At 32.2% G+C, this 332-nt stretch carries 1 pseudogene; it reads right to left on the bottom strand.

The features are described 5' to 3' along the window. Positions 1-133: 133 nt before the first annotated feature. Positions 134-332, bottom strand: a pseudogene (locus ACFILW_RS10595) (XRE family transcriptional regulator); the annotation flags it as partial.

The raw sequence follows: 332 nt of genomic DNA, 5'->3' as shown, positions 1-332 counted from the left end.
ATTCAGCAAAATCCATAACTGGGAAAGCTTGGTAATCTAACAATTTCAGTTCTTTTCGAAGTAAATCAGTAAAAAAACCAATTTTCTCCCAACTATAAGGAGGAACTTCGTAATCAATACTTTTCTTCACCTTCTACTTACCTTTTTTTTCTTTTATCTGTTTCATTAATTTTTTCATTTTTTCTACATCTTCTGGAGAAATGTTATCTATAACTCTAGCAAACATACCAACAAGTTCACCTGTGGATGAATTAGAAGACTTTATTGTAAAACTTTTGCGGCAAGCATCAGCCTCTTGTCTTAAGAGAGAAGCCATATCTTGATCTAAATCG

The organism is Bartonella sp. TT110JLCBS, assembly GCF_042193405.1.
In the GTDB taxonomy this organism is placed as follows: Bacteria; Pseudomonadota; Alphaproteobacteria; order Rhizobiales; family Rhizobiaceae; genus Bartonella.
This window is presented reverse-complemented; position numbering and strand designations above follow the sequence as displayed.